This window comes from Mycoplasma sp. 5370 (assembly GCF_054343435.1).
Genome location: NZ_JBTGVF010000028.1, coordinates 1 through 9172 on the forward strand (window position 1 = coordinate 1; position 9172 = coordinate 9172).

Here is a 9172-nt window from a genome sequence, read left to right on the forward strand (position 1 = left end):
CAAAAGGATTGTTGAAACTATCAAAGTATTTTTTAACTATTCTGTTTTCAGAAATATATGAATCAATTGCAAGTCTTTGATTATCAACGTAATTTCCAAAAATATCTCTGTATGCAGGTTTTATTTTTTCTCGATCATATTTATAAAGTTTTTCTGGTTCAAGAAAAACTTGACCATATTGATTATTTGTATCTTTAAGACCAATTGCACTTGTAAATCTTCTGTTTCCTATTTTTAACAATTCATTTAAAATTTCTTGATGATTTCTAAATGATTTAGGCACACCATTTATTTCTATTACATATAAATGTCCTGTTTCTGAATCACCAAAAGCAGAAACAGAAATCACTGGTAAAGCAACATAAGTTGCTGCTGTTAAACTAAATATTATTTTTTCATTATTTACTCCTTTTTACTCAATAAAATATATTTGTAATGTAGTTAATATTATTTCGAAATTTTACAAAATATCATTTTAGTTTTATTTTTAAAAACTTGTTATTAATAAAATTTCACTATCATAATTACCATTATTTTGTCTTCTTTTAAAATAGTATTTCTGATAAAACTGCTATTTTTGATACTAAATAAAAACTTTTAAATTTCATTTTAAATAGAATATTATTTAACATTTTATTTTTATTGTAAATTTTAATCAAATTTTTGATAACCACTTTACTCATATATTTAAATTATATCATTTTATTTAAAAAAATTCATAATTATTCAAAAAAATAATCAAAATTTTTCAATTTTTTAATAAATTAGATTTTGATTTAAGAAAAATACGGAATATTCTTTTTTTAGGATTCCGTATTTTTTTATTATGTTTTGACTAATATTTATTTTTTTATTTAAATGATTTTAGTATTTTTGATACTCCACCATTTTGTTTTCTTGGACCTACAATATCTGCAATTTCTTGTAATCTTTTAGAACCGCTTTTCATTGCTACTAAAGTACCTACAATATTTTTTGTTGTTGAATCATTCATAGAATCTCCAATGTGCATTGATTCTTTTAAATCAATATTTAGAAATTCTGCTATGGTTTTTGCTGCTTGTCCTTTTGAACAATCCTGTCGTGTAATTTCAATTGCGTAATTTTTACCCACGATTCTTGCATCTATTTGGTTATGAAATTTAGTTGTTAAATCATTAAATAGATTTTTAATTTTCTTTTTTGAATGCCCTATTACAAGAATTTTATTTAATTCTTTCATTTCAAAGTCTTCATAGTCTTTATGACTAAAGTGAGAAAATAAAGAATATATTTTGTTTCAAAAACCACGTCCATAAACTATTGATCCAGGATTTGCAACAAAAGTAAGTTTTTGCTTAATTACTTCATCTAAAATTTGTTTAATTACTTCTTGAGAAATTTTATAGTTTTGAATTTCCTTAAAATTTTTGTCAATTATAATGGAACCGTTTTGACATACTATAAATTTAGCATTAACTGATTTAGTTATTTTTTCTACTTCATGATTAAAGGTTCTACCTGTTGAAATAACAACAGGATATTGTTTTGAATATTCTAAAACAGCATCTTTATTTTTTTCACTCATTTTAGCTCAAACACCTATACCTTTATCTAAAAGTGTTCCATCTAAATCTAAAAATAATAATTTTGGAAATTTCATAGGTTAATTATACTTGTTTAATTAAAAAATATGCTAAAATTTATAATTAATTTTAATGTAGAAAGGAAAATATGTTCCCATATAAAGCTGAGTCTTTTAATGGAAATATTGATTTAGCAATTTTTGTTAATCTATTAATATATATATCAATATTATTAATAGTACCAATTACAATGGTTTTACTAATTGCTAAATTAAAACCAACTATTAAAAGAAGTTCAAATATTTACTTATATGCCCTAAGTGCAGGAATGCTAATTATTATAGGAACAGTAGGATTTTTAAGAGAAGGTTTTGATACCATCGAACACAAAATTCATCATCAAGATGAATTGAAAGATTTTCTAAGTAAAAGTGTTTATAATGAACAATTATTGACTTTAGCAATAATTGGTTCAGGAGCAATTATTGGAATTGGTACTATTTTTATTGTTAGATATATTTTTGTGCGTTTTTTTGGTGTTTCTGATGTTCACAAAGACCATAATGAACATGGTCATAGCGATCACATTATAAACTTTAGTGATATTGATAATCCTAAATCTGCTTGATTAGCTATATTATTGCTTTTATCACATAGAACAATTGATGGATTTATTTTAGGAGCTACAGTTTCAAGAATAAGTGTAGGTGAAGATATCAATGTAGGTTTAATTGTTACATTTAACATTCACATTGTAATTGAAATTTTGATTGTTTATTATAGACAAGTACAATATGGTCAAACAGTTAAAAAAGCAGTTATTTATAACTTATTAACTACTCTTTTATTAATTCCTATTATGACTATAGGTGCATTTATAAATAGACATTTGCAAACAATTTGATGATTACTACCAATAATTAATGCTTCTGGTGGTTCTATCCTAACTTTTGTTGTTGTAATAGAACTTGTTCCAGAGTTCATTCACTTAAGAAATGGTTCAAAAAAAGAATGATATTGATCATTAATATTCTTTGCTATTGGAATTATAGGAACTTTAATGATGCTTTCTTTCCACTCTCACGAAGCAACACATGTAGAAGAAGTGGTAGAAAATCATGCATTCATTAAATTACTTTTAAAATAAGAAATATTTCAATCTATTAAGATTGATTTTTTTTATTAGTTTCCCAGTTTGGTTAATTAAAAAACCGTTTATGCCTGTTTTATGGGGAAAAACGGTTTTTACTTATCTGATTTAATTACATTTTTTACTTTAATCATTCTTTTTAAAAGAATAAAAAAAATCACCTTCAAAAGGTGAGGTCATTTTTTGAAATGGTGGCTCCGACAGGAATCGAACCAGTGACACACGGAGCTTCAATCCGTTGCTCTACCTACTGAGCTACAGAGCCATGGCGGTCCAGACGGGGATCGAACCCGCGATCTTCTCCGTGACAGGGAGACGTATTAAACCACTTTACCACTGAACCGTTGGTTGCGGAGATAGGACTCGAACCTATGACCTTCGGGTTATGAGCCCGACGAGCTACCAACTGCTCCACTCCGCTATATAAATGTTGTAAATTGACAACATTGGAATTATTTTTAAGTTATTACCTTATTTAATAATAAATGGCGGGCAATGAGGGATTTGAACCCCCGCGGGCGGTGAAGCCCCTGCTAGTTTTCAAGACTAGTCCCTTCAGCCTCTTGGGTAATTGCCCATGGTGGACCCAACTGGACTCGAACCAGTGACCGACCGGTTATGAGCCGGTTGCTCTAACCAACTGAGCTATAGGTCCAAAATAAACCCGCTGGGTTTCCATATGGTGGCTCCGAAGAGAGTCGAACTCTTGACCTTTCGGGTATGAACCGAACGCTCTAACCAACTGAGCTACAGAGCCATGGTGGAGAGGAAGGGAGTCGAACCCTCTACCTCCTGCGTGCAAGGCAGGCGCTCTAGCCAAGTGAGCTACCCCCCCATGGTGAAGAAGACAGGATTTGAACCTGCGACCACTACGACCCAAACGTAGCGCTCTGCCAAGCTGAGCTACTTCTCCGTTGAAAATTATAACATAAAATACAAAAATCAAAATATTTTTTAATAATTTTTTTTAAATTTATTTTTAAAGGCATATTTATTAAAAAAATAATAAGAAAAGAACACTTATTTTAGTGTTCTTGATTTTATTATATTTCATTTAAATTTATTATTTTATTAAATTTATTTAATTGTTTTGAATCTAAATGATGTGATACGTAAATTAAAGTTTTATTGCTATCTAAAAATTTATCTAAAATTTGCTGTGCTAATTCTTTATTTAAATTAGATAATGATTCATCTAAAATAATAAAATCTTTATTAAAGTAAATCAATCTAGAAAGTGCAAGTCTTTGTTTTTGTCCTAAAGATAAAGATGTAAAACTATCAAAATCACTAGAAAATGCGTTTTGTTCTAATTCTTTATTTAAGTCTACAAATTCTAATGCTTCTTTTATTTTTTGTTCATCATTTTCAAGCAAGGAAACATTTTCAGAAACATTTTTGTCAAAAACAAAATTTTGATTATCTAAGTAAGAAATAGCATTTTTTATACTTTTATCGTTGAATGTTTTTATATCTTGGTTGTTAATAAGAACTTGTCCTTGATAATTATCTAAATCATTTAATAAAACACTAAGCAGTGTTGATTTACCAGAACCAGAAGCACCAATTAATGCGTATTTTTGCCCTTTAGAAAAGGTTTGATTGAAATCTTTAAAAATTACTTTATTATCAAAACTTAAATTTAAATTTTTAATTTCTATTTGCTCTATTGAATCAAGTTTTAACTGATTTTCTTCTTTTTCAAGATTTGTTTCTAAAAGTTTATAAATTTCTTTTGAAGCAACAAATTTTTTAAATTCAGAAATAAAATCTAGAAATTCAGTTTTATAATTTTCAATAACTTTTTTAAAAATATAAATCATCCCTATACTTACAGAAGAATCGTTTTTAAAATACATAAATACCAAAATAATTATTCCTATTATTTCACCTGCTTCCACAACTAATTGTGAAAGACTATTATTAAAAATATTAAATCTTTCTTTTTTATAAGTTTTTAAATAATAATCTAAAATTTCTTTTTCTATAAAGGAATAAAGCATATTTTCTTTATTAGCATAATATAAAACAGTATATCTATCTATTCAATAAGTAAGTTTAGAAGAGAGTTGATTAAAAGAAATTTGTTTTTGTTCTGTATATATTTTTGCTTTTTTAACTGAAATTAAATTTGGAATAGTACTTAAAGTAAAAATTGCTAAAACTATTAATAAAATTACTCAATTAGTTATTCCAAAAAATAAGAAAATAAATAGTAAATTCACTAATATTGCAGTTAATTGTGCTAAAGGAATGATGGATTGAGATGTAATTGCACTACCATTATTTATAATTGAATTAAAAGCTAAATCTGGACTATATTTTTTCATCCCTTTTGCATTAGTATTTAAAAAATCACTATAAAAGTTTTTAGAAATACTTTTTGCAACATAAAGCAAAAGCTTATTATAAAAAGTAAAGTAAAAATAATTACTTACAAATAAAACCACATTTGCTAAAATTAATATTATTATTAAAATACCAAAAGTTAAAAAAGGATCATTTTTAATAAATGATAAGGTTTTTAAAACACTATCAATTGCATAACCTTCAATAATTGAGAGAACCATTTCTATAAGACTTATTAAAATAGAACAAATTAGAAAAACAGAAAAAGTAAATTTCATATTTTTTAATGTTTTATTCATTTTCATCTCCTTTTAGTTCTATAACGTAATCATAAAATTCTGGATTTTTAAGATGATGTGTACAATTTATAAATAGTAAATTGGGATTATTTTTGAAAATATTTTCTAAAATTATTTTTGCATTTTTCTCATCAATATTAGACATTGCTTCATCTAAAATTAATAAATCTGGATTTTTAAAGAAATATCTTGCAATGTTAATTCTTTGCTTCTCTCCTACTGATAATTCATCATCTTGTTTAAGTTCTCTATTTAAATCTAAATTTTCTAAATTTACTTTTAATAATGCTTGTTGAACTTTTTGCTCTTGATTCTCTTCTCAAAGAGAAATATTATTATAAATAGAATCAAAAAACAATTCTTCTCTATTAGATAAAAATATTAAATTTTCTTTTAAATTATTTATATTAATTTCTCTTAAATCTTTTCCATTTATACGGATATTTCCTTTATAATCATCAATTTGTTTTAATAAAATATTTAACAAAGTAGATTTTCCTGATCCTGATTTTCCTATAAGGGCATATTTTTTACCTTTTTCAAAAGTAAAATTAAAATTTTTGAAAATTTCTTTTTCTTCATAGTTAAAATCAAGAGATTCTACTTCAATTTTATCTATATTTTGTTTTACGATATTTTCTTTAGTAATTTCTTTTGCACCCGTAAATTCTTTAATATATTCTTTGTAAGTTCCAAAATATTGAAGTAACATAATTATTTCTCTAAAATTATGAGCAAATCCCATAAAGAAAGAAGGTATAACAAAAATTGTTCCCACAGGTTCATTTAGATAAAAAATAAAATATCCTGCTATAAAAAGCAATAATATTGATGAAATAATTTGAAAAAAACTATTAATTAGTTCAAGCAAAATTACTTTAGATTTTTTAGTATTTATTTCTTTTATTCAATTATTCAAAATTGAATTAACCAATTGAATAATTTTTTCTTCTTTATTTAAATAATATAAAATTTTAAAACCATTGAAAACTGTCTGTAAAGAAGAAATAAGATTTTCTTGATTTACAATATATTTTTCATTTATCTTACCAGCTAAAATACTTAAAAATAAAGGAATTATAAAGGCTAAAATTAAAACTGCAATTCCTATTAAAGCAAGTTTTCAACTTATAAAAAACATAATGATTAAAACTACAATATTAGTTAAAGTTTTTAAAAAACCTTCTAAGGAATGTTCAAAAACTAAACTAGTAATTTCAGGAATTCTTTCTTTAATTCAAATTAAATATTTTCCTTCTTTATTTTTCTCTATTTCATAATTAGAAATAGAAGAAATTTTTGTAATAGCATCTTTTGTTAATGTTTGATTTATTTTCATATTTAATTTATTTTTTAAAAATAAATAACAAAACGTTGAAATTACAAATAAAGATGATAAAACTGCATTTGCAATAATAAATTTATTATATTCTTCCCAATTTCTTTGTTCTATTGCATCTATTAAATTTATCAAATATAAAACTAATAGAGATGAACTTAATATAGTAAATAAATAAAAAATTGTAAAAAATATGATAATTCATTTATTGCTAAAATATTTTTTCATACAATAATTTCCTTTCTTTTTTTGACAAAAAATTACTTTTTCAAGTAATTATTTATTTTTAAATATAACAATTATTAAAAAAATTAATTTACTTGAAAAATGAAAAAATAATTACTAATACTTATAGTAATAATATTTTTAATTTTCTTAATAAAAATATTTCTTTTCATTTTTCCCTCTTTTTGTCTAATTTAATTTTAACACAAAAAGAAAAATTTTTACCAGCTTAACCGATATGTGGTTTTTTTACATAAATCGGTTGAATTTCAAGTAAATTTTCTTCTAGTTTAAATAATTTTTGATAATTAAAGAAATTATTTATTACTTCTAAATAATCAATTGCTCAGTTTTGATTCCTTTCAACCACTTCAATATCTGAAAGGATTTTTCCTTTTTGAACAAGTGCTTTATAAGAAGATTTGCCACGAGCATCAATATATGCAATTTCTTTATTTTTTGTATGTAAAGAAACTAAATTAAAACTAGAAGTTGTGTAAATATTAATGTTACTTAATTGTGCAATGGTACGACAAAAAACTAAAGCTATTCTGCTTCCTGTAAATGTTCCTGGACCTAAATTAATGTAAAAACTATTAATATTTTGTAAGCTAAAATTGTTTCTTTCTAAAAGGTTTTTAAAAACTAAAGGTAATTTTTCTGATTTTTCTTTTAATTCAGTTTCTAAAACATAATTAATAAGTTTATATTGAGAATCAAAAAGAGCCACAACTAAATCATTTAACGTTGTATCTATAAAAATTTTCATTTTAATCCTCCGTATTTATAGTAATTTCATAAATTCTTTCATTGTTTGAAAATTTTATATCAATAGCAATAAAATTTTCATAATCTAAATTTAAATTTTTAGATCATTCGATTATAACTTTTTTATCTTCAAAATAATCTTCAAATTCTTCTAAATCACCTAACAAATTATAAGCATCGATATGTATTAAGTTAGAATACACTTTCATTTTATTAAAAGTAGGAGAAACTACATTTTCTTTAATACCTAACTTTTTAGCAATTAATTTTGTCAAAGTTGTTTTTCCTGCTCCTAAATCTCCATTTAAATATAAATATTTTCAATTAAATTGAAAAATGTAGTTAACTATATCTTCTAAATTTTCTTCTTTTTTTATAAAAATTATTTTATCTTTCATATTTATATAATTTTATTACATTTTAGTATAATACAATTATGAAAAACAAATTATTTTTTTTAAAAAGTGACTATTTTCTAACTATTTTGGACAATATAGTTGCTACTAGAGAAAATATGAAAGGTATTAAAGACGAACATCAACAAAAAGTTAAAATAACTAAAATAATATATTTTTCAGTGATTTTCTTCTTTTCTATTCTTTCAATTTTCAGTACCACAATTTTAGCACTTTACTTAAATAATAATGATTCTTCAGGAATCAAACATTTAGTAGGGTTTATGGAGGTATTCACATTCTTTTTAATGATATTTGACTATCTTTTGTGAATGTGAAGCGCTCCTGTTAGAAATGTAAAAAAACATAAATATCCAAGAATTTTCTTTGTATTTTCTGTCTTATCTTTTAATTTAATATTATCAATATTACCTTCATTATATTCTATTGATTTATTAACACCAACAGAACTAAATATTTCTTGAATAACACTATTAAAAAGTTTTAAATTTTTAAGAATGATTAGAATAATTTTATTATTAAATTTATTTTCATCATTTTCTTCATTATTTTCTGTTTTTAAAACACAAAAAACAATTTTAACCAATATTTTTGTTTTTATAATAATTGTTATTTTACTCTTCTCTTTAATTATTTTAGATGCAGAGTTAGATTATATTAAAAACAATAAAATACCAGAAGAAGATTTAGGCAGTTATGTAAATACGTTTCCTAAAGCTATTTATTTTACTACCATTACTTTAACCACTATTGGGTATGGAGATATAACTCCCCATTCTGATATTGCTAGAAGTTTAGTAGTAATTATGTCAATTATAGGTATAGCTATCTTTGCAATCCCTTCCGGGGTTATTGCAGGAGCATTTTTATCAAAAGTGCAAACTAAAATTGAAAAAAAAGAAAAACATAAAAATACCAAAAATACAGAAAAACAAAACAAAAACGAATCAAATAACCAAAATAGTGATAAATAATTATTTGAACATAAACAAAGAAAAACACAAGTTGGTAGTGTAAGATATTTTGTGTAAATTTCTCTTGCTTACTTTTTAGTAAGAGAT

8 protein-coding genes and 8 tRNA genes are annotated in these 9172 nt (G+C 24.0%); 2 read left to right on the forward strand and 14 right to left on the reverse strand.

The window, feature by feature from the left end; all coding sequences use genetic code 4:
• Both ACXX88_RS03475 and ACXX88_RS03480 read right to left on the reverse strand, forming a co-directional pair.
• Window positions 1–349, reverse strand: a 349-nt coding sequence (locus ACXX88_RS03475) for a hypothetical protein (protein WP_458559605.1), incomplete at its 3' end; no start/stop codon positions are given.
• 501 nt (window positions 350–850) lie between these two features.
• Window positions 851–1642 carry an HAD-IIB family hydrolase gene (locus ACXX88_RS03480; protein WP_458559606.1) on the reverse strand — a complete coding sequence of 264 codons (792 nt, stop codon included), beginning with the start codon at window positions 1640–1642 and terminating at the stop codon, window positions 851–853.
• A gap of 71 nt (window positions 1643–1713) precedes the next feature.
• On the opposite strand from ACXX88_RS03480, the gene ACXX88_RS03485 reads away from it, so the two are divergent.
• Complete coding sequence (locus ACXX88_RS03485; RefSeq protein WP_458559607.1) at window positions 1714–2712, forward strand: hypothetical protein; 999 nt, start codon at window positions 1714–1716, stop codon at window positions 2710–2712.
• Window positions 2713–2904: 192 nt separating this feature from the next.
• Here ACXX88_RS03485 and ACXX88_RS03490 read toward each other — a convergent pair.
• The 12 genes from ACXX88_RS03490 to tsaE form a co-directional block, all read right to left on the reverse strand.
• Window positions 2905–2980: transfer RNA gene (locus ACXX88_RS03490), tRNA-Phe, on the reverse strand.
• 1 nt (window position 2981) lies between these two features.
• A tRNA-Asp gene (locus tag ACXX88_RS03495) sits at window positions 2982–3058 on the reverse strand.
• A gap of 2 nt (window positions 3059–3060) precedes the next feature.
• Window positions 3061–3136: transfer RNA gene (locus tag ACXX88_RS03500), tRNA-Met, on the reverse strand.
• 65 nt (window positions 3137–3201) lie between these two features.
• Window positions 3202–3292, reverse strand: a tRNA-Ser gene (locus ACXX88_RS03505).
• Between the two features lies 1 nt (window position 3293).
• A tRNA-Ile gene (locus ACXX88_RS03510) sits at window positions 3294–3370 on the reverse strand.
• A gap of 25 nt (window positions 3371–3395) precedes the next feature.
• A tRNA-Met gene (locus ACXX88_RS03515) sits at window positions 3396–3472 on the reverse strand.
• 1 nt (window position 3473) lies between these two features.
• Window positions 3474–3550, reverse strand: a tRNA-Ala gene (locus tag ACXX88_RS03520).
• Window position 3551: 1 nt separating this feature from the next.
• Window positions 3552–3628, reverse strand: a tRNA-Pro gene (locus ACXX88_RS03525).
• Between the two features lie 130 nt (window positions 3629–3758).
• Window positions 3759–5363, reverse strand: a complete 1605-nt coding sequence (locus ACXX88_RS03530) for an ATP-binding cassette domain-containing protein (RefSeq protein WP_458559608.1) — start codon at window positions 5361–5363, stop codon at window positions 3759–3761.
• Window positions 5356–6930, reverse strand: coding sequence for an ATP-binding cassette domain-containing protein (locus ACXX88_RS03535; protein ID WP_458559609.1), 1575 nt, complete (start codon window positions 6928–6930; stop codon window positions 5356–5358). The genes ACXX88_RS03530 and ACXX88_RS03535 overlap by 8 nt, the downstream gene beginning before the upstream one ends.
• Before the next feature lie 226 nt (window positions 6931–7156).
• Window positions 7157–7696, reverse strand: a complete 540-nt coding sequence (tsaB, locus tag ACXX88_RS03540; protein WP_458559610.1) for a tRNA (adenosine(37)-N6)-threonylcarbamoyltransferase complex dimerization subunit type 1 TsaB — start codon at window positions 7694–7696, stop codon at window positions 7157–7159.
• Window position 7697: 1 nt separating this feature from the next.
• Window positions 7698–8093, reverse strand: coding sequence for a tRNA (adenosine(37)-N6)-threonylcarbamoyltransferase complex ATPase subunit type 1 TsaE (tsaE, locus tag ACXX88_RS03545; protein ID WP_458559611.1), 396 nt, complete (start codon window positions 8091–8093; stop codon window positions 7698–7700).
• A gap of 38 nt (window positions 8094–8131) precedes the next feature.
• Between tsaE and ACXX88_RS03550 the strand changes: the two genes are divergently transcribed.
• A complete protein-coding gene (locus ACXX88_RS03550) occupies window positions 8132–9085 on the forward strand; it encodes a potassium channel family protein (RefSeq protein WP_436358493.1) in 954 nt (317 codons plus the stop codon).
• Window positions 9086–9172: the final 87 nt, after the last annotated feature.